A 17,659-nucleotide genomic window follows, 5' to 3' on the forward strand; every position below is an offset into this window, starting at 1 on the left:
CGAGCCGCCCGGCGCCGCGGCCGAGGCCGCGTCAGCCGCCGGTGCCGATGCCGATGGCGCAGCCCGCGGCGCCGCCGACGCGGCCGGCGCCGCCGCCGGGGGCGCGCTCGCGAGCGGCGCGCTCGGCACCGGCCGCGTCGCCAGGCCCCAGCCGACGATCGCGGCGCCCACCGCGCCGATCGCCATGCCGGCGGCCAGCACCGCGCCGCGCGGCCAGCGCGCCGGCGCGCTCATCGCCGCGGCAGCGCCGGTGGGCGCGAAGCCCGAGGCCCCAGCGCGCGCCGGGGGCGTGTCGTCGAACACCTCGGCAGCCGCCTGCCGCACCAGCATGCGGCCGATGCGCGGCTGGCCGGCGGCGTAGGCGCCGAGCATCGCGCGGTCGCACAGCAGGTTGATGCGCCGGGGCACGCCGCGCGCGAGCCGGTGCACCAGCGCGATGGCCTCGTCGCTGAACGGCATCGAGCGCTTGAGCCCCGCCACCTCGAGCCGGTGCGTCACGTACTGCGCGGTTTCCTCCTCGGACAGCGCGCCGAGGTGGAAGCGCGCGATCACGCGCTGCGCGAGCTGCTCCAGCTCGGGCCGCGCGAGCACCTCGCGCAGCTCGGGCTGGCCGATCAGGATCACCTGCAGCAGCTTGCGCTCGGTCGTCTCGAGGTTGGTCAGCAGCCGCAGTTGCTCGAGCACCTCGGCCGAGAGCTGCTGCGCCTCGTCGATGATGAGCACGTTGTTCTGGCCGACCGCGTGCGTCGTGAGCAGGTACTCGTTGAGCGGATCCAGGTACTCCTTGATCGTCAGCTTCGCCGGCGCGGCCGCGTCGCGCGCCGGCAGCGGCACGTGGAACTCCTCGCAGATCGAGCGCAGCAGCTCCTCGACGGTGAGGCGCGGATTGAAGATGTAGGCGACGTTGCAACGCTTGGGGATCTGCTCGAGGAAGCAGCGGCACACCGTCGTCTTGCCGGCGCCGATCTCGCCCGTGAGCAGCACGAAGCCGCCGCCTGCGCGCACGCCGTAGAGCAGGTGCGCGAGCGCCTCGCGGTGGCGCTCGCTCATGAACAGATAGCGCGGATCGGGCGCGATCGAGAAGGGCTCGCGCTTCAGACCGAAGAAGGGCGCGTACATCGATCTCAGCGGCGCACGGCCGCCCGAAGCCGCTGAGCGCCCCAAAGGCCACGAAGGGGCCCCTTCGTGGCCCCGGGGGCAGGAGCGAAGCGACGTGGGGGCTCCATTGCTAGGGCACGATCGCGAGGAACAGGAAGGCCGCGAACAGCGCCAGGTGCACGGCGCCCTGCATCACGGTCGCGCGGCCGCTGCCCAGCGTCAACACGCCGACGACGAGCGTCAGCGTCAGCAGCACGAGCTCCTTGGCGGGCAGGCCCAGCACCAGCGGGTGCGGGAAGAACATCGACACCGCGGCGACGACGGGGATCGTCAGGCCGATGCTCGCGAGCCCCGAGCCGAGCGCGAGGTTCAGGCTGGTCTGTAGGCGGTTGGCCATCGCGGCGCGCACCGCGGCCCAGGTCTCGGGCGCGAGCACGATCAGCGCGATCAGCACGCCGACGAAGGCCGGCGGTGCGCCGGCCGCGCGCACGCCGGCCTCGATCAGCGGCGCGAGCGTCTTCGCCAGGCCGACCACCGCGACCAGCGACACCAGCAGCAGGCCGAGCGCCGACCACGCGGCCGCGTCGGACGGCGGCGCCGCATGCGCGCTCGGGTCGGACTCGTGCTCCTCGGGCAGGAAGTAGTCGCGATGGCGCACCGTCTGCACGAAGACGAACACGCCGTACAGCGCGAGCGAGGCGACGCCCGCGAACGCGAGCTGCGAGCCGCTGTAGGTCGGCCCGCCGGTGGTGGTGGTGAAGGCCGGCAGCACCAGCGCGAGACCGGCCAGCGCCGCGAGCGCGGCCAGCGCCGGGCTGGTGCCGTCGACGCGGAAGCGCAGCACGTGGTGCCGCACGCCGCCGACCACCAGGCACAGGCCGACGACGCCGTTGGCGACGATCATGATCGCGGCGAACACCGTGTCGCGCGCCAGCGAGGCGGCGGCCTCGCCGCCGGCGAACATCAAGGCGACGATCAGCGCCACCTCGATCACCGTGACCGCGACCGCGAGCACCAGTGTGCCGAAGGGCTCGCCGACGCGGTGCGCAACGACCTCGGCGTGATGCACCGCCGACAGCACCGCGGCCACGAGCGCCGCGCCGATCGCCGCCGCGGCGAGCGCACCCGGCGCGCGGCCCCAGGCCGCCGCGAGCACCAGCGCCGCGAGCAGCGGCACCGCCAGCGACCACGGCGGCAGGCTGGCCGAGCGCCACCACGCGCCGGCCTGCGGCTTCGTCAAGGCGGGATCGCGATGCATGCCGGATGCTAGCCGTCGCTCCCCACACAATCGTCGCGACCCCACTCGACCGCCCGCGATGGCCCTCCGTGTTCTGTGCTGTCACCTCGCCTGGCTGGCCGCCGCGGCCACCGCCCCGGCGGCCGCCGAGCCGCTGGATGCGGCGCAGCGCGCCGCGGTGCTCGAGGCCGCCGGCCTGAAGCCGCGCGACGGCGGCACGTTCGCGATCGAAGGCTGCGCGAGCGTGCTGAAGCCGCAGCTCGAATCGATCGCGCTCGAAGCGGGCCGGCCGGCCGGCGTGCTGGTCTACCTCGGGCCGTCGCGCTGCTTCGCCGAGACGCAGGGCGGCAACGTCGCGCTTTTGGCCGTCGATGCGAACGGGCGCTGGTCGATGCCGATGGCGTTCGTGCCCGGCGTCGAGGTCGTGCGCCAGCCGACGTCGAACGCCGGCTGGCCCGACCTCGGCGTCGCCAACCCGGGCGGCTGCATGCCCGTCTACCGCCACGACGGCACGCGCTACGCGCGCATCGGCCAGAAGGCCCTGCAGCCCGGCGGCTGCCAATTCCGCGAGTAGCCCGCCCGCTGCTTGCCCGCACCGGCCATGCACGACTCGATGCCCTTGATCGTCACGCTGGCCGCGGCGCTGGGGCTGGCGCTGGTGCTGGGCTGGCTCGCGATGCTGGCGCGGCTGCCGGCGCTGGTCGGCTACCTGGTCGCCGGCGCGCTGATCGGGCCGCACACGCCGGGCTTCGTCGCCGACGTGCCGCTTGCAATGCAGCTGGCCGAGGTCGGCGTGATGCTGCTGATGTTCGGCGTGGGGCTGCATTTCTCGATCGACGACCTGCTCGCGGTGCGTCGCATCGCGCTGCCCGGCGCGGTGGTGCAGATGGCGGTGGCGACCGCGCTCGGCGCCGCGCTCGCGCTGGCCTGGGGCTGGCCGCTGCAGGGCGCGATCGTCTTCGGCGTCGCGCTGTCGGTCGCGAGCACCGTCGTGCTGCTGCGCGCGCTCGAGGCGCGCGGCCTGCTCGACAGCCGCAACGGCCGCATCGCGGTCGGATGGCTGGTCGTCGAGGACCTGGCGATGGTGCTGGTGCTGGTGCTGCTGCCGGTGCTGGTGGGCCCGCAGGCGCGCGGCATGGCCGAGCTGGGCTGGCCGCTCGCGAAGACGGTGCTTGCGGTGGCCGCCTTCGTCGGCGTGATGCTGCTGGCCGGGCGGCGCGTGCTGCCGTGGCTCTTGTGGCAGATCTCGCGCACCGGCTCGCGCGAGCTGTTCACGCTGTGCGTCATCGCGGTGGCGGTCGGGCTCGCGTATGCGGCGTCGGCGCTGTTCGGGGTGTCGGTCGCGCTCGGCGCGTTCTTCGCCGGGCTGGTGCTGCGCGAGTCGGAGTTCAGCCACCGCGCGGCCGACGAGTCGCTGCCGTTTCGCGACGCCTTCGCGGTGCTGTTCTTCGTCTCGGTGGGCATGCTGTTCGACCCGCGCGTGATGCTCGATCGGCCGCTGCAGGTGCTCGCCGTGGTGGCGGTGGTGATGCTGGGCAAGTCGCTCGCCGCGGCGGTGCTGGTGCTGGCGCTGCGCTACCCGCTCCACAGCGCGCTGACGGTCTCGGTGAGCCTGGCGCAGATCGGCGAGTTCTCGTTCATCCTGATCGCGCTCGGCACCAAGCTCGGCGTGCTGCCCGGCGAGGCGCAGAGCCTGGTGGTCGCCGCGGCGCTGCTGTCGATCGCGCTAAACCCGCTGCTGTTCACGCTGGTCGGGCCGCTGGAGCGCTGGGTGCTGGCGAAGTCGGCCTTCGCGCGCCGGCTCGAAGCGCGCGATGACCCGCTCGCGGCCTTGCCGCCGAGCACCGACGACCGCTTCCTCGCGAAGCAGGCGGTGCTGGTCGGCTACGGCACGATCGGGCGGCACCTCGCGCAGGCGCTCGACGCGGCCAAGCGGCCTTACGTCGTCGTCGAGCAGAACCGCGAGCGGGTGCAGGCGCTGCGCGACGAAGGGCGCGCCGCCGTCGCCGGCGATGCCTGCGATCCGGCCACGCTGGTGCAGGCGCACATCGCGCGCGCCGGGCTGCTGGTGATCGCGGTGCCCGACAGCACCGAGCTGCGGCCGATGATCGCGACCGCGCGCGCGCTGAACCCGGCCATCCCGATCATCGTGCGCGCCGCGAGCGAGGCCGAGGCCCGGCTGCTCGAGTCCGAGAACCTCGACCGCGTGCTCCACGCGAACGGCGCGCTCGCGCACGCGATGGCCGACGCCGTGCTCGAGCGCCTGGCGCGCGCCTGAGCGCGCCGCGGCTTCGTTTCGGAGCCGGCCGCTTCGCTGGAGCGCACCGTCTGCGCCGCGCGCCGTGCCACAAGACGGCAACGCCGTCATGCCGTTTGCCGAGCCATGCTTCTCTCACCGATCTCCGCGACGCGCCAAGTGACCCAGCTGTCGCCGCTGGACGAAACGGCCGGCCCCCGCTCCGAGCGCATCGAGACGCTCGAGTTCGCCATGCAGATGCTCGAGCAGCTGTTCCAGCAAGTGCTGCTCAGCTTCATCCTCGACCGCCTGGACGACAGCCCCTCCGCGGCGCCGCGGCCGTCGGAAGCGCCGCCCGTCACGCCGGCCTTCGCAGCGCCGCCGCCGGCCTGGGCCCCACCCGCCGCGCCGCCCGACGCACCCGCCTACACGCAGACGCCGGCCGACGCCGCCCCACCCGTGGACGCACCGCGCGGGGCGCGCGCCACCAGCCTCGATGCGCTGGACCGCAGCTTCGATCCGGGCGATCTCACCTTCGTGCCGATCCGCAGCCCCGAGGAAGCCCGCCGGCGCGACGCGCAGATCCACGACGAGCACGACTTCGCCGCCGCCGTCGACGAAGCCGCCGCGCGCTACGGCATCCCGCCGGAGCTGCTGCGCGCGCAGGTGCAGACCGAGTCCTGGGGCTTCGGCAACAGCTCGAACCCGGACCAGTACCTCGAAGCGATGCGGCATCGCGGCGACCTCGACCGCGGCGACAACGCCTCGCGCGGCCTGCTGCAGATCTCCGGCAACTTCCTCGACGGCGGCGAATGGTCGGCGGGCGGCCCGAACAACCCGCGCGTCGGCGGCCGCAGCGTCAGCCGCGAGGACTACGACAACAGCATCACGCTGCAGCTCGACGTCGGCGCGGCGAACCTCGCGCAACGCATCGCCGACGGCGGCGGCCTGCGCGAAGGCCTGGCGTACTACTTCTCCGGCAGCTTCGACCCCAGCCGCGCCACCGGCTACCTGGAGAAGATCGACGCCGGTCTGCGCGACGAGTATGCGCAGGGGCTGTAAGCCGCAGGGAGCCTGCGCACCGCCGGCCGGCCGCACGCCCGGCCGGCCGGCTTCGTCCGCGAGCTTTCAGGCCAGCCCGAGCGCTTCGCGCAGGCGTGCCGGCGTGAGGCCGGTCCAGCGCTTGAGCGAGCGGCGGAAGTTGGCCGCGTCGTTGAAGCCGAGCTGGCGCGCGACTTCGTCGTTGCCCTGGCCGCGGCAGTGGATCAGCAGCAGCGCGACATGCGCGCGCGCTTGGTCCAGCTCCGCCTGGAAATGCGTGCCGTGCGCGGCGAGCCGGCGCTTGAAGGTCGCCGGGCTCAGCCCGAAGTGCGCGGCGGTCGGCTCCAGCGAAGGCGCCGGCGCCGCGAGCGGCGGCAGGCAGGCGGCGAGCAGGTGGCGGTACAGCCGCGACAGCAGCGCGTGGCGCGGCTCCTCGGCCTCGGCCTGGCGCGCCAGCGTCGCGGCCGGCAGCGCCGCGGCGGCGCGCGGGCCGAGGCCGGGCCAGGGGCGGTCGAGCCAGGCGGCGTCGATCAGCATCGCGTCGATGCGGCAATCGAAGCGCAGCCGCGTGCCGAGATGCGCCTCGTGCGCCTCGGTGTCGCGCGGCGGCGCGCGGTTGAAGCAGCAGCGCCAGGGCAGCCGCTCGCCGGCGAGCCAGTCGGCCATCGACACCACCGCCGCCATCTGCAGCTCGACGAGGAAGGCGCGCAGGCCGCCGCTGGCGCCGGTCTCGGTGAAGTAGAGCGCGCACAGCGGCCCTTCGACGACCCAGTGCGCGGCGAGCAGCGGGCTCAGCCGCGCCGGGTGCGCCACCAGCACCTCGAGCGCGCGTCGCAGCGTCGGCGCGCGCAGCAGGGCGTGGCTCGCGGCGCCGAAGTGCCCGGGCAGCAGCGCCTGGCCGAGCACGAAGGCGGCCTCGCGCTCGCCGAGCAGCGTGCGCGCAGCGCGCAGCAGCTCCAGGTACTGCAGCGGCGTCAGCAGCGCGCCCGGCGCGCGCAGGCGCGCGGCGGTCAACCCGGCGCGCTGCAGCGCGGCGGCCGGATCGCGGTCGAGGGCTTCGAGCTGCTCGAGCACCAGCGCCGACTGGTGCGCCGCGGGGATCAGCGGCGTGCCCGCCTCGTAGCAGGCGCCGGCGAGGCCGGCCAAGGGCGCGGTGCGCATCGGGCCTCAGGTGGCCGCGGCGGCGCGCGCGGGCACGGCGCCCGTCTGCAGGTCGTCCGCGAGGCGGCGCAGCAGCGCGGCCGCGTCGTCCGCAGGCGTCGCGGCGACGCAGGCCCAGCGCAGGCCGAGCGGCCACGCGGCGTTGCCGGCCTCGAAGGCCGTCAGCTGCACCATGCGCGCAAGGTGGGCCGCGCGGCGCCCGGCCTCGGCCGCGCCAGTGGCGGGCAGCAGCACCACGAAGCGGTCGCCGGCCGCGCGGCACAGCAAGTCGCTGCGGCGCAGGTTCAGCAGCAGCTGGTGCGTCACCGCGCGCAGCGCGCGCACCGCGTCGCGCCGGCCGTGTTCGTGCAGCAGCGGCGGCAGGCCCTCGATCTCCAGCATCAGCAGCGCCGCCGGCGTACCGGGCCGGCGCGCGGCGTCGAGCGCGAGCTGCTCGCGCAGGTAGCCGGTGTCGGCGAGCTGGGTGATGCGGTCGAAGGCGCGGTGGTCGCGGAACAGCCGCTCGCGCTGCGCCATGTGCTCGGAGAGCTCGAACTGCTCGCGCCGCCAGCCGACCAGCCCGGCCGTCAGCAGCAGCATGCCCAGCGGCGGGAGGCCGGACTCGATCCACTTGTCGAAGCGCCCCGGCGCGGCCTGCATCGAGACGATCTCGTCGAGCGCATCGGCCCAGGCGCCGAGCGCGACGCAGCCGAGGCCCAGCGCGAGCAGCGCGGTCACCCGGCCGGCCGGGCGGCTGGCGAGCACCAGCGCCATCCAGGCCGCGGCGAGCAGCGCGGTGCCGCCTTCGCCGAGGACGTCGAGCCCGCGCCAGGCCGCCTGCGGCTTGAGCTCGCCGAAGGCCAGATAGGTGCAGGCCAGCGCCGCGGCCGCGGCCGGCACGCCGAAACGGAGCAGGCGGTGGATGGAAGGACGGGCGAGCCGCATCGAGCGCGCGATGCTCGGGGCGGTTCGTGACGCTCGCGTGGCAGCCGCCCGCCGCGTGGCGCCGCGGCCTCAGGGTCGTTTCGGCTCACGCGGCGAAGCCGGCCGCGCCCGCGCCGGGCGCGGCGACGGCCGGGCCGGGGCGCCGGGCGCCGGTCGATTCGGCTCGCGCGCCGCCGCGGGCGGGCGCAGCGCGGGCCGGGCGCGCCGCGCGTCACCGCATCGACACTCGGCCTTCCTAGCGTCGCGCTCCTTCCGGGTCCAAGGGATGCGAGGAGCGAGCACATGCGACACCCCGATCGATACGAACCGACGCGCCGGCCGCGCCCGGGCCTGCTGGCGCTTGCCGCCTGGCTCGCCGCGGGAGGCGCCATGGCGCAGGGCACGCCGGCGCCCGCCGCCGACGCCGGCACGGCGCTCGTGCCGGTGGTCGTGCGCGGCCAGGCCGCTGCGGCCGACCGCGCGCTCGACGACCAGGAGCTGGCCTCCGACATCCGCAGCGTGGTGCGCAGCGACGGCATCGGCCGCCTGCCCGACAAGAACGCGGCCGAGGCGCTGCAGCGGCTGCCGGGCGTGTCGATCGAGCGCGACCAGGGCGAGGGCCGCTACGTGCGGGTGCGCGGCCTCGGGCCCGACCTGAACGCGGTCACGATCCACGGCAGCCTGGTGCCGTCGCCCGAGCGCGACCGCCGCGCGGTGATGCTCGACGTGCTGCCTTCGTCGCTGATCGGCTCGCTGGAGGTGATCAAGACGCTGACACCTGAAATGGACGCGAACTCGCTGGGCGGCACGATCGAAGTCAAGTCGCTGTCGGCCTTCGACCTGAAGGCGCGGCTGCTGTCGGTGGAGCTGGGCGCGTCGAACAACCGGCAGACGGACCGCAGCAGCCCCTACGGCTCGCTGGTGTTCGCCGACCGCTTCCTCGACGGCAGGCTGGGCGTCGCGCTCGGCCTGAACGCCGAGCGCCGCAGGTTCGGCTCGAAGAACGTCGAGACCGGCGGCGCATGGGACGCCGACGCGCTCGAGTCGTTCGAGCGCCGCGACTACCGCATCACCCGCGACCGCGTCGGCGGCGCCTTGAACCTGGAGCTGCGGCCCGCGCAAGGCAGCGCCTACACGCTGCGCGCGATGAGCAGCCGCTTCACCGACGACGAGCGCCGGCTCGCGCACGGCATCGCCTTCGCCGCCGCGCAGCCGGCCGGCGCGCTCGGCGACGCGGAAAGCACGCGCGAGCTGAAGGACCGCAAGGAGACGCAGCGCATCGAATCGCTGGTGCTCGGCACCGAGCAGCGCTTCGGCGACTGGTCGGCCAACGCCGCCTTCGGCGTGAGCCGTTCGAGCGAGCACACGCCGCCGCACATCGCCGGCGCCAGCTTCGACGGCGGCGACTTCGCCGACGTGGGCTTCGAGAACACGCGCACGCCGCGGCTCGTCGGCCCGGCGGCGATCAACGACGCGGCGGGCTACGAGCTCGACGAGATCGAGCTGGAGCGCATGCTCGTCAAGGACCGCGAACGCAACCTGCGCTTCGACCTCGCGCGCCGGCTCGCGGCCTTCGGCGCGCCGGCGGAAGTGAAGTTCGGCGCCAAGGCCAGCCGGCGCACGAAGACGAGCGCGCAGACGACCTGGATCCTCCAGGACTTCGGGGACCCGCCGTTCTCGCTGCCGGATGCGCAGCGCGGCCTGGGCGCCTATGCCGGCCCGTCGCCGGACTACCCGCTCGGCGCCTTCGGCCCGGGCATCGAGGCCGCGCCGCTGCGCGCGCTGGTCGGCGGCATCGACCTCGACCCCTTCGTCGACGACGAGGAATCGACGATCAACAACTTCCGCATGAAGGAGGACATCGACGCCGCCTACCTGCAGGGCAAGTTCGAGCTGGCCGGCTGGAAGGCCATCACCGGCCTGCGCTACGAGGGCACGCGCTTCAAGGCCAAGGGCAGCGGCCTGCTCGACGGCGAATTCGTGCCGACGACGACGGATCGCAAGGACCGCCACTGGCTGCCCGGCCTGCACCTGCGTCGCGATCTCGACGACGACACCGCGGTGCGCGCCGCCTTCAGCAAGTCGGTCGTGCGGCCGACCTTCGGGCAGCTCGCGCCCGGCTTCGCGATCGAAGGCGACGAAGCCGCGTTCGGCAACCCCGAGCTGCGCCCGCTGCGATCGACCAACCTCGATCTGGGCATCGAGCGCCGGCTGGGCTTCGCGGGCGTGATCTCGGCCTACGGCTTCCACAAGCGCATCCGCGACTTCGTCTACCCGACCGACCTGGCCGGCACGCCCGGGCGCTGGGAAGGCTTCGACGAGGCGATCAGCTTCGCCAACGGCGACAAGGCGAAGGTCTACGGCGTCGAGCTCGCGTGGTCGCAGAGCCTGAAGGGCGTGCTGCCCGGCGCCTGGGGCGCTCTGCTGCTGGGCGCGAACGCGACCTTCTCGAAGAGCGACGCGCGCATCGAGCGCTTCGACGGCGGCGCGGCGGTGTCGCGTTCGATCCCGCTGCCAAGCCAGTCGGACCGCATCGTGAACCTGATGCTCGGCTACGAGAACGACGCCTTCAGCCTGCGGCTCGCGGCCAACCACAAGTCGCGCTACCTGCTCGAGGTGAGCGACGTGCTCGACGCGGGCCGCGATCTCTACGTCGATGCGCAGACGCAGCTGGACTTGTCGGCGCGCTGGTCGCCGAGCAAGGCCTGGCAGCTCTCCTTCGAGCTGCTGAACCTGAACGACGCGCCGTACTCCGTGTACGCCGGCCAGCGCGCGCGCAACGCCCAATGGGAGACCTACGGCCGCACCGTGCGGCTGAGCCTCAAGTACACACTCGACTGATCGCAGGAAGACGACGACATCGACGCGCGCGGCGCAGGCGCTGCGCCACCGGCGTTCCCGAACGGCCTGCTCGTCGTGCAGGACGGCCACAAGCGCCTGCCCGACGGCCCGCAGAACTTCAAGCGGGTGCCGTGGGACGAGGTGGTGAAGGCGCTGAAGCTGCCGTGAGCCCGCCGCCTAGAGCTGGAGCTCGTAGTCGACGATCAGCGGCGCGTGGTCCGAGAAGCGCTGCGCCTTGTAGACGCTGACCGCGCGGGCCGTCGCGGCGAGCGCCGGCGTCGCGAGCTGGTAGTCGATGCGCCAGCCGACGTTGTTGGCCCAGGCCGCGCCGCGGTTGCTCCACCAGGTGTAGGCCTCGCCGGTGTCGTCGGGGCGCAGGCTGCGGTGCACGTCGATCAGCCCGAGCTGGTCGGCCTCGGCGCCGAGCGCACGCGTCATCCAGGCGCGCTCCTCGGGCAGGAAGCCGGAGTTCTTCTGGTTGCTGCGCCAGTTCTTCAGGTCGATCTCGCGGTGCGCGATGTTCACGTCGCCGACCAGGATGAATTCGCGCGTCGCCTTCAGCAGCTCCAGGTAGGGAAAGAAGGCCTCGAGGAAGCGGAACTTGGAGGCCTGCCGCTCGGGCCCGGCCGAGCCGCTCGGGAAATAGCAGCTGATGATCGAAAGCTTGCGCCGCGGCGTGTCGAAGCGCGCCTCGACGTAGCGGCCTTCGTCGTCGAACTCGGGCACGCCGATGCCGGTGATCACCTCGCTCGGTGTCTTGCGCGTGTACAGGCCGACGCCCGAGTAGCCCTTCTTCACCGCGCAGTGGAAGTGGCCGGGCATGCCGGCGACGGTGCGCAAGGCGTCGGTGAGGTCGCCGGCTTGGGCCTTCAGCTCCTGCACCCCCATACAATCCACGCCGCTCTTTTCGACCCACTCGACCCAGCCTTTGCTGGCTGCGGAGCGGATGCCGTTCAGGTTGAGCGAGACGAGTCGCCACACAGCTTTCACTCCAGGTATGAGCACGCCGCTGAGCACACGAACGAGCGACGCGCTGGCGCAGGATTTTGTGGCCTTCGCGGTCGATGCCGGCGTGCTGCGCTTCGGCGAGTTCACGACCAAGGCCGGCCGTCAGTCGCCCTACTTCTTCAACGCCGGCTTGTTCGACGACGGCGCAAAGCTCGGCCGGCTCGCCGAGTTCTACGCGCGCCGGCTGATCGCCTCGAACCTGGCCTTCGACATGATCTTCGGCCCGGCCTACAAGGGCATCACGCTCGCGGCGGCGGTGGCGGTCGAGCTCGCGCGGCTCGGCCGCAACGTGCCCTACGCCTACAACCGCAAGGAGGCGAAGGCGCACGGCGAGGGCGGCATGCTGGTCGGCGCGCCCCTGCGTGGCCGCGTGCTGGTGATCGACGACGTGATCACCGACGGCGCCTCGAAGCGCGAGGCCGCCGAGCTGATCCGCGCCGCGGGCGCCGAGCCCTGCGGCATCGCGATCGCGCTCGACCGGCAGGAGCGCGCGAGCGACGCGGCCGGCGAGCCGGGCGTGCAGGCCGAGGAGAGCCGCCTGAGCGGCGTCCAGAGCGTCGAGCGTGCACTCGGCCTGAAGGTCGTCACGATCGCGACGCTGGCCGACCTGCTTCAGTATTTGGCGGCCCAGGCCGATAACGAACTTTCGCGACATCTGCCGCGCGTCGAGGCCTACCGGGTGCGCTACGGCGTCTAGAAGGCCCGATGCTTCGCCGATCCGCCCGATCGATCCGACCGCGCCCCCGATGAACGCTTCGCGCCTCCTGCTTGCCGCCGCCCTCGTGCTCGCGCCGTTCGCGGCGCCGCCCGTGTCCGCCCAGGAGCGCTCGGCCGGCACGGCGATCTACACGTGCACCAACGCCGCCGGCCGCAAGCTCACCTCCGACCGGCCGATCCCCGAGTGCAACGACCGCGAACAGCGCGTGCTCAACAGCGACGGCTCGGTGCGCAACGTGCGCGAGCCTTCGTACACCAGCGAGGAACGCGCGGCGCGCGACGAGGCCGAGCGCCGCCGCAACCAGGAGCGCGTGACCAAGCAGGAGGCGATCCGGCGCGACCGCAACCTGCTCGCGCGCTACCCGAACGACGCTGCGCACGCGAAGGCGCGCGAGGCGGCCAAGGGCGTGGTGCAGGACGCGATCAAACGCTCCGAGCAGCGCGTCGCCGATCTGCGCAAGGAGCGCAAGCCGCTGGGCGACGAGGCCGAGTTCTATGTCGGCAAGACGCTGCCGATCAAGCTGAGGCAGCAGATCGAAGCGGTGGACGTGAGCATCGAGGCGCAGGAATCGATCGCGGCGAACCAGAAGGTCGAGGCCGAGCGGATCGACGCGCTGTACGACGCCGAGCTCGCGCACCTGAAGAAGCTGTGGGCCGGTGCCGAGCCGGGCTCGATCGGCGCGCCGCCCAGCGCGACCGGCAAGCCGCTGGCGGCAGCCGCTGCACCGGCGAGCGCGCCGGCGACGCTCAAACGCTGAAGCAGCGTTCGCGACGGCCGCGACTCAGCGGCTCAACCGGGCCTTCAGCAGTTCGGTGATCTGCGCCGGATTCGCCTTGCCCTGGCTCGCCTTCATCGCCTGGCCGACCAGCGCGTTCAGCGCCTTGTCCTTGCCGGCGCGGTATTCGTCGACGGATTTCGGATTCGCGGCGAGCACCTGATCGACGATGGCGTCAAGGGCGCCCGCGTCGGACACCTGCTTCAGGCCCCTGGCCTCGATGACGGCGTCGACCGCGCGCTCGCCGGACCACAGCGCCTCGAGCACCTGCTTCGCGCCGGCGTTCGAGACGGTGCCGTCGGCGACGCGCGCGATCAGCGCGGCGAGCGTCGCGGCATCGATCGGGATCGCCGCGATGTCGACCTGCTCGGCGTTCAGCCGCCGCGACACCTCGCCCATCAGCCAGTTCGCGGCGAGCTTCGCCGGCGCGCCGGCCGCCTTCACTGCCTCGTAGTAGCGCGCGAACGCGAGGCTCTGCGTCATCGCGGCGGCGTCCTGCGCCGACAGGCCGTCCTCGCGCACGAACCGCTCCGCCATCGCCGCCGGCAACTCCGGCATCCCGGAGCGGACCCGCTCGATCCACGCCGGCTCGATCACCAGCGGCGGCAGGTCCGGGTCGGGAAAGTAGCGGTAGTCGTGCGCGTCTTCCTTGGTGCGCATCGCGCGCGTCTCACCGGTGTCGGGGTCGAACAGCACGGTGGCCTGCTGGATCGCGAGGCCGTCCTCGAGCTGGTCGATCTGCCACTGCACCTCGAAGTCGATCGCCTGCTGCAGGAAGCGGAAGCTGTTGAGGTTCTTGATCTCGCGGCGCGTGCCGAAGGGCGCGCCGGGCTTGCGCACCGAGACGTTCGCGTCGCAGCGGAAGCTGCCCTCCTGCATGTTGCCGTCGCAGATGCCGAGCCAGACGACGAGCTGGTGCAGGGCGCGCGCGTACTCGACGGCCTCCTTGCTCGAACGCATCTCGGGCTCGGAGACGATCTCCAGCAGCGGCGTGCCGGCGCGGTTGAGGTCGATGCCGCTCATGCCGTCGACGGCGTCGTGCACCGACTTGCCGGCGTCTTCCTCCAGGTGCGCGCGGGTCAGCCGCACGCTGCGCTCGGCGCCGTCGAGCATGAACTTCACCGCGCCGCCCTGCACCACCGGCAGCTCGTACTGGCTGATCTGGTAGCCCTTGGGCAGGTCGGGATAGAAGTAGTTCTTGCGCGCGAAGATCGACAGCGGCGCGATCTGCCCGCCGACGGCCAGGCCGAAGCGGATCGCGCGCTCGACCGCGCCGCGGTTCATCACCGGCAGCGTCCCCGGCAGCGCGAGATCGACCACGCTGGCCTGCGTGTTCGGCGCCGCGCCGAAGGCGGTCGAGGCGGTCGAGAAGATCTTCGACGCGGTGGAAAGCTGGGTGTGCGTCTCGAAGCCGATGACGACTTCGTGGCCGCGGATCAACGGGGCCGGCATCTCAGCAGCCCTCCGGCGCGCGCAGGTGGAAGTCGGTCGCCTGCTGGAACGCGTGCGCCGCGTGCAGCAGCGCGGCCTCCTGCCAGTAGTTGCCGATCAGCTGGAGGCCGACCGGCAAGCCCGCTTCGCCGAAGCCCGCCGGCAGGCTCATCGCCGGCAGGCCGGCCAGGCTCGCCGGCAGCGTGAAGATGTCGGCGAGGTATTCGGCGACCGGATCGGTCTGCGAGCCGATCGGCCGCGCGACCGTCGGCGCGACCGGCCCGGCGATCACGTCGCAGCGCGCGAAGGCGGCCTGGAAGTCGTCGGCGATCATGCGGCGCAGCTTCTGCGCCTGCAGGTAGTAGGCGTCGTAGTAGCCGTGGCTGAGCACGTAGGTACCGATCATGATGCGGCGCTTGACCTCGGCGCCGAAGCCTTCGCTGCGGCTCTTGCGGTAGAGGTCGAGCAGGTCCGATGCGTTGGCCGCGCGGTGCCCGTAGCGCACGCCGTCGTAGCGGCTCAGGTTCGAGCTCGCTTCGGCCGGCGCGATGATGTAGTAGACGGGGATCGACAGCTCGGTGCGCGGCAGGCTCACCTCGACGAGCGCTGCGCCCAGTTCGGCACAGCGCGCGAGCGCGGCGCGCACCGCATCGTTCACGTCGGCCGCGACGCCGGTGCCGAAGAACTCCTTCGGCAGCCCGATGCGCAGGCCGGCCAGCGGCTTCGATCCGCTCGCGCCGGCGCGCGGCGTGTGCAGCGCCGCGGCGAAGTCGGGCACCGGCTGCTCGGCACTGGTGGCGTCGCGGGCGTCGAAGCCGCTCATCGCCTGAAGCAGCGCGGCGCAGTCGGACGCCGAGCGCGCGATCGGCCCGGCCTGGTCGAGGCTCGACGCGAACGCGATCATCCCGAAGCGCGAGCAGCGGCCGTAGGTCGGCTTGATGCCGGTGACGCCGCACAGCGACGCGGGCTGGCGCACCGAGCCGCCGGTGTCGGTGCCGGTCGCGGCCGGCAGCAGCCGCGCGGCCACCGCGGCGGCCGAGCCGCCCGACGAGCCGCCGGGAATCCGCGTACGGTCCCACGGGTTGCGCGCCGGCATGAAGGCCGAGTTCTCGTTGCTGCCGCCCATCGCGAACTCGTCGCAGTTGAGCTTGCCGAGCGTCACGGTGCCGGCGGCCGCGAGCTTCGCGACGACGGCGGCGTCGAAGGGCGAGCGGTAGCCGCCGGAACCTGCGCCGCGGCCGACGAGCATCTTCGACGCGGCGGTGGTCGGCAGCTCGGCGGTGACGAAGATGTCCTTGTGCGCGATCGGCACGCCGTCGAGCGCGCCGCGCGGCTCGCCCTGCGCGCGCCGCGCGTCGGCCGCGCGCGCATGGGCGAGCGCGGCCTCGGCATCGACGACGAGGAAGGCGCCGAGCCCGGTGGCCGCGGCCACGCGGCCGAGCAGGTGGCGCGTGACCTCGACGCTCGACGTCCGCCCGGCCGCGAGCGCCTCGCCCAGCTCGGCCACGCCGAGCTCGTGCAGCTGCGTGCTCATCGCCTCACTCGATCACGCGCGGCACGAGGAACAGGCCGTCCTGCACCGCGGGCGCGCTGGCCTGGTTGGCCTCGCGATCGATGCACTCGGCCGTCGCGTCCTCGCGCAGCCGCAGCGCCACCTCCTGCACCGCCGACAGCGGCGTGTACAGCGGCGCGACGCCGGTGGTGTCGACCGCGCGCATGCGCTCGACGATCGCGAAGAAGCCGTTGAGCTGTTCGAGCATCGCCGCCTGTTCGGCGGCATCGAGTTCGAGCCGCGCCAGGTGCGCGATGCGGCCGACATCGGAGGGGGTCAGGGCCATGGACAAGCGGTGGGCCAGAGGGTGCGAAAGGGCGCGGAAACAAGGCGTTTCGCGGCGGCCGGCGAGTATCTCTCGGGTGGGCCCTCGGGTATCATCCCGCCACTTTTTTGGGCGGCCGGCAACCCGCATGGATGCTCGCATCCGAAGGCGCCGGAGCCCCTTCATCCAGCATCCGCCGAGGCCGCCGAACGAAGCCGGCGGCCCCACCGCCCGAACCCCGCCGAGCCCGCTGCGCCTTCGAACGCCAACGCGGGCCGCGCCCAGCCAAGCGCGACGCTCAAGCCTCGCCCCACATCCATGTTCGCTTCCTTGCGACGCTACTTCTCCACCGACCTCGCGATCGACCTCGGCACTGCCAACACGCTGATCTACGTGCGCGGCAAGGGCATCGTGCTCGACGAACCCTCGGTCGTCGCGATCCGCCACGAGGGCGGGCCGAACGGCAAGAAGATGATCCAGGCCGTCGGCACCGAGGCCAAGGCGATGCTCGGCAAGGTGCCCGGCAACATCGAGACCATCCGGCCGATGAAGGACGGCGTGATCGCCGACTTCATCGTCACCGAGCAGATGATCAAGCAGTTCATCAAGATGGTTCATCCCAGGAGCCTCTTGACGCCCAGCCCGCGGATCATCGTCTGCGTGCCCTGCGGCTCCACCCAGGTGGAGCGCCGCGCGATCAAGGACGCGGCCGAAGCGGCCGGCGCCTCCGCCGTCTACCTGATCGAGGAGCCGATGGCCGCCGGCATCGGCGCCGGCCTGCCGGTCAGCGAGGCCAGCGGATCGATGGTGGTGGACATCGGCGGCGGCACCACCGAGGTCGGCGTCATCTCGCTCGGCGGCATGGTCTACAAGGGCAGCGTGCGGGTCGGCGGCGACAAGTTCGACGAGGCCATCATCAACTACATCCGCCGCAACTACGGCATGTTGATCGGCGAGCAGACGGCCGAGGCGATCAAGAAAGGCATCGGCTCGGCCTTCCCCGGCAGCGAGGTCAAGGAGATGGAGGTCAAGGGCCGCAACCTCTCCGAAGGCGTGCCGCGCGCCTTCACGATCAGCAGCAACGAGGTGCTCGAAGCCCTGACCGACCCGCTCAACAACATCGTCTCGAGCGTCAAGAACGCGCTCGAGCAGACGCCGCCCGAACTGGGCGCCGACATCTCCGAGCGCGGGATGATGCTCACCGGCGGCGGCGCGCTGCTTCGCGACCTGGACCGCCTGCTCGCCGAGGAGACCGGCCTGCCGGTGCTTGTCGCCGAAGACCCGCTGACCTGCGTGGTGCGCGGCTGCGGCATGGCGCTCGAACGCATGGAGCGCCTGGGCTCGATCTTCACGTCGGAGTAGGGCGGGCCGCGCTCGGGACGGGCGCGCCGTA

At 72.9% G+C, this 17,659-nt stretch carries 15 protein-coding genes; 7 read left to right on the forward strand and 8 right to left on the reverse strand.

Translation table 11 applies throughout. The features are described 5' to 3' along the window. Positions 1-1,119 (reverse strand): ExeA family protein (locus tag VFR90_RS06980; protein WP_326405385.1); only part of this gene is annotated, 1,119 nt, incomplete at its 3' end. Between the two features lie 109 nt (positions 1,120-1,228). Further along, on the reverse strand, positions 1,229-2,356 hold the full coding sequence (locus VFR90_RS06985; protein ID WP_326405386.1) for a calcium:cation antiporter: 1,128 nt from the start codon (positions 2,354-2,356) through the stop codon (positions 1,229-1,231). A 58-nt stretch (positions 2,357-2,414) separates the two neighbouring features. Between VFR90_RS06985 and VFR90_RS06990 the strand changes: the two genes are divergently transcribed. The 3 genes from VFR90_RS06990 to VFR90_RS07000 all read left to right on the forward strand — a co-directional run bounded on the left by VFR90_RS06990 (position 2,415) and on the right by VFR90_RS07000 (position 5,633). Next, positions 2,415-2,909, forward strand: coding sequence for a hypothetical protein (locus tag VFR90_RS06990; RefSeq protein ID WP_326405387.1), 495 nt, complete (start codon positions 2,415-2,417; stop codon positions 2,907-2,909). A gap of 27 nt (positions 2,910-2,936) precedes the next feature. After that, positions 2,937-4,613: a cation:proton antiporter domain-containing protein gene (locus VFR90_RS06995; RefSeq protein ID WP_326405388.1), complete on the forward strand. Its 1,677-nt coding sequence runs from the start codon at positions 2,937-2,939 to the stop codon at positions 4,611-4,613. Positions 4,614-4,718: 105 nt separating this feature from the next. Further along, a complete protein-coding gene (locus VFR90_RS07000) occupies positions 4,719-5,633 on the forward strand; it encodes an FmdB family transcriptional regulator (protein ID WP_326405389.1) in 915 nt (304 codons plus the stop codon). Positions 5,634-5,699: 66 nt separating this feature from the next. On the opposite strand, the gene VFR90_RS07005 is transcribed toward VFR90_RS07000, so the two are convergent. Together VFR90_RS07005 and VFR90_RS07010 are read right to left on the reverse strand one after the other, a co-directional pair. Further along, positions 5,700-6,773: an AraC family transcriptional regulator gene (locus VFR90_RS07005; protein WP_326405390.1), complete on the reverse strand. Its 1,074-nt coding sequence runs from the start codon at positions 6,771-6,773 to the stop codon at positions 5,700-5,702. Positions 6,774-6,779: 6 nt separating this feature from the next. Next, positions 6,780-7,697 carry a GGDEF domain-containing protein gene (locus VFR90_RS07010; protein ID WP_326405391.1) on the reverse strand — a complete coding sequence of 306 codons (918 nt, stop codon included), beginning with the start codon at positions 7,695-7,697 and terminating at the stop codon, positions 6,780-6,782. Positions 7,698-7,979: 282 nt separating this feature from the next. Here VFR90_RS07010 and VFR90_RS07015 point away from each other — a divergent pair, with 282 nt between their 5' ends. Then, positions 7,980-10,517 carry a TonB-dependent receptor gene (locus tag VFR90_RS07015; RefSeq protein ID WP_326405392.1) on the forward strand — a complete coding sequence of 846 codons (2,538 nt, stop codon included), beginning with the start codon at positions 7,980-7,982 and terminating at the stop codon, positions 10,515-10,517. Positions 10,518-10,694: 177 nt separating this feature from the next. Here the strand turns inward: VFR90_RS07015 and VFR90_RS07020 are convergent, their stop codons facing one another. Further along, on the reverse strand, positions 10,695-11,498 hold the full coding sequence (locus VFR90_RS07020) for an exodeoxyribonuclease III (protein ID WP_326405393.1): 804 nt from the start codon (positions 11,496-11,498) through the stop codon (positions 10,695-10,697). Positions 11,499-11,514: 16 nt separating this feature from the next. On the opposite strand from VFR90_RS07020, the gene pyrE reads away from it, so the two are divergent. Next, positions 11,515-12,222 (forward strand): orotate phosphoribosyltransferase, encoded by a 708-nt coding sequence (gene pyrE, locus VFR90_RS07025; RefSeq protein ID WP_326405394.1) that lies wholly within the window; start codon positions 11,515-11,517, stop codon positions 12,220-12,222. Between the two features lie 49 nt (positions 12,223-12,271). Then, complete coding sequence (locus VFR90_RS07030) at positions 12,272-13,000, forward strand: hypothetical protein (protein WP_326405395.1); 729 nt, start codon at positions 12,272-12,274, stop codon at positions 12,998-13,000. A gap of 24 nt (positions 13,001-13,024) precedes the next feature. On the opposite strand, the gene gatB is transcribed toward VFR90_RS07030, so the two are convergent. From gatB to gatC, 3 genes are read right to left on the reverse strand one after another with little or no spacing between them, the layout of a single operon-like run. Further along, entirely contained in the window at positions 13,025-14,470 is a 1,446-nt protein-coding gene (gene gatB / locus VFR90_RS07035; protein WP_326405396.1) for an Asp-tRNA(Asn)/Glu-tRNA(Gln) amidotransferase subunit GatB, read from the reverse strand. Position 14,471: 1 nt separating this feature from the next. Beyond that, positions 14,472-15,983, reverse strand: coding sequence for an Asp-tRNA(Asn)/Glu-tRNA(Gln) amidotransferase subunit GatA (gene gatA / locus VFR90_RS07040; RefSeq protein ID WP_326405397.1), 1,512 nt, complete (start codon positions 15,981-15,983; stop codon positions 14,472-14,474). 4 nt (positions 15,984-15,987) lie between these two features. Then, positions 15,988-16,287, reverse strand: coding sequence for an Asp-tRNA(Asn)/Glu-tRNA(Gln) amidotransferase subunit GatC (gene gatC, locus VFR90_RS07045; RefSeq protein ID WP_326405398.1), 300 nt, complete (start codon positions 16,285-16,287; stop codon positions 15,988-15,990). Between the two features lie 297 nt (positions 16,288-16,584). On the opposite strand from gatC, the gene VFR90_RS07050 reads away from it, so the two are divergent. Then, positions 16,585-17,628: a rod shape-determining protein gene (locus VFR90_RS07050; protein ID WP_326405399.1), complete on the forward strand. Its 1,044-nt coding sequence runs from the start codon at positions 16,585-16,587 to the stop codon at positions 17,626-17,628. Positions 17,629-17,659: the final 31 nt, after the last annotated feature.

It is taken from the genome of Methylibium sp., assembly GCF_035762065.1.
GTDB lineage: Bacteria > Pseudomonadota > Gammaproteobacteria > Burkholderiales > Burkholderiaceae_C > Methylibium.

Excerpts from the sequence above, each read along its gene's own strand:
- VFR90_RS07005 (WP_326405390.1), bottom strand. The coding sequence starts at position 6,773 with ATGCGCACCGCGCCCTTGGCCGGCCTCGCCGGCGCCTGCTACGAGGCG.
- VFR90_RS07050 (WP_326405399.1), top strand. The coding sequence starts at position 16,585 with ATGTTCGCTTCCTTGCGACGCTACTTCTCCACCGACCTCGCGATCGAC.
- VFR90_RS07000 (WP_326405389.1), top strand. The coding sequence starts at position 4,719 with ATGCTTCTCTCACCGATCTCCGCGACGCGCCAAGTGACCCAGCTGTCG.
- gatC (WP_326405398.1), bottom strand. The coding sequence starts at position 16,287 with ATGGCCCTGACCCCCTCCGATGTCGGCCGCATCGCGCACCTGGCGCGG.
- VFR90_RS06995 (WP_326405388.1), top strand. The coding sequence starts at position 2,937 with ATGCACGACTCGATGCCCTTGATCGTCACGCTGGCCGCGGCGCTGGGG.
- VFR90_RS06990 (WP_326405387.1), top strand. The coding sequence starts at position 2,415 with ATGGCCCTCCGTGTTCTGTGCTGTCACCTCGCCTGGCTGGCCGCCGCG.
- gatA (WP_326405397.1), bottom strand. The coding sequence starts at position 15,983 with ATGAGCACGCAGCTGCACGAGCTCGGCGTGGCCGAGCTGGGCGAGGCG.
- pyrE (WP_326405394.1), top strand. The coding sequence starts at position 11,515 with ATGAGCACGCCGCTGAGCACACGAACGAGCGACGCGCTGGCGCAGGAT.
- VFR90_RS07030 (WP_326405395.1), top strand. The coding sequence starts at position 12,272 with ATGAACGCTTCGCGCCTCCTGCTTGCCGCCGCCCTCGTGCTCGCGCCG.
- VFR90_RS07015 (WP_326405392.1), top strand. The coding sequence starts at position 7,980 with ATGCGACACCCCGATCGATACGAACCGACGCGCCGGCCGCGCCCGGGC.
- VFR90_RS06985 (WP_326405386.1), bottom strand. The coding sequence starts at position 2,356 with ATGCATCGCGATCCCGCCTTGACGAAGCCGCAGGCCGGCGCGTGGTGG.
- VFR90_RS07010 (WP_326405391.1), bottom strand. The coding sequence starts at position 7,697 with ATGCGGCTCGCCCGTCCTTCCATCCACCGCCTGCTCCGTTTCGGCGTG.
- gatB (WP_326405396.1), bottom strand. The coding sequence starts at position 14,470 with ATGCCGGCCCCGTTGATCCGCGGCCACGAAGTCGTCATCGGCTTCGAG.